The 769-nt window shown below is 56.3% G+C and carries 1 protein-coding gene; it reads right to left on the bottom strand.

Annotated elements, in window-relative coordinates:
* Positions 1 to 12: 12 nt before the first annotated feature.
* Positions 13 to 767, bottom strand: a protein-coding gene (locus GOB81_RS17390; protein WP_173571465.1) for an IS5 family transposase whose coding sequence is annotated in 2 segments (ribosomal slippage) — positions 13 to 437 and positions 437 to 767 — 756 coding nt in all. Because the reading frame shifts where the segments join, the coding sequence is not laid out codon by codon here.
* Positions 768 to 769: the final 2 nt, after the last annotated feature.

Here is a 769-nt window from a genome sequence, read left to right as displayed (position 1 = left end):
TAGGGCGTGTCGTCAGTTAATTCCGATGATGGCGGAGGCGAGTTGCACGGCAGCGAGAAAGGTTGACTTCAGCTTGTCGTAGCGTGTTGCGATGCCTCTGAAATGCTTCAGTCTGGCGAAGAAGCGTTCGATGATGTTTCTGTTTTTATAATGTGAGAAACTGATCTTCCGTGGATTTCTACGGTTTCTTTTTGAAGGAATGACCGGTGTGATCTCCCGCTCTTCGAGCTTATCAATCAGGGGATCAGCATCATAAGCCTTATCAGCGATGAAGGCTTTGGGATCGACTTCATCCAGTAAAGGTTCTGCTTCAGTGATATCGGCTCTCTGTCCGGGCGTCAGGGAAAGGGCGACAGCCTTCCCGGCAGCATCGACAATGGCGTGGATTTTCGTGGTCAGTCCCCCACGGGACCGTCCGATGGCCTGATCCGCGCCCCTTTTTTACGGGCGCCAGCGCTGTGCTGGTGAGCCCGGACGATCGTGCTGTCGATCATCATGTATGCGTTGTCGTGATCAGCCGCCAGATGCCGGAAAATCCGTTCGATCACACCACTTTCGCACCAGCGGCGCAGCCGTCTGTGAACGTTTTTCCAGTCCCCGAACCGGGTCGGCAGGTCGCGCCAGGGAATGCCAGCGCGATACCGATACAGCACCGCTTCCACAAACAGACGGTTATCCGCGGCCGTCCCGCCCACATGGCCTTCCCGGCCCGGAAGAAGATCCCTGATCTGCTCCCACTGACTGTCACTCAGAGCATACCGGCGCATCC

This window comes from Acetobacter conturbans, assembly GCF_011516755.1.
GTDB lineage: Bacteria > Pseudomonadota > Alphaproteobacteria > Acetobacterales > Acetobacteraceae > Acetobacter > Acetobacter conturbans.
The sequence above is the reverse complement of the archived record's forward strand: the minus strand, read 5'-3'. Positions and strand labels throughout refer to the sequence as shown.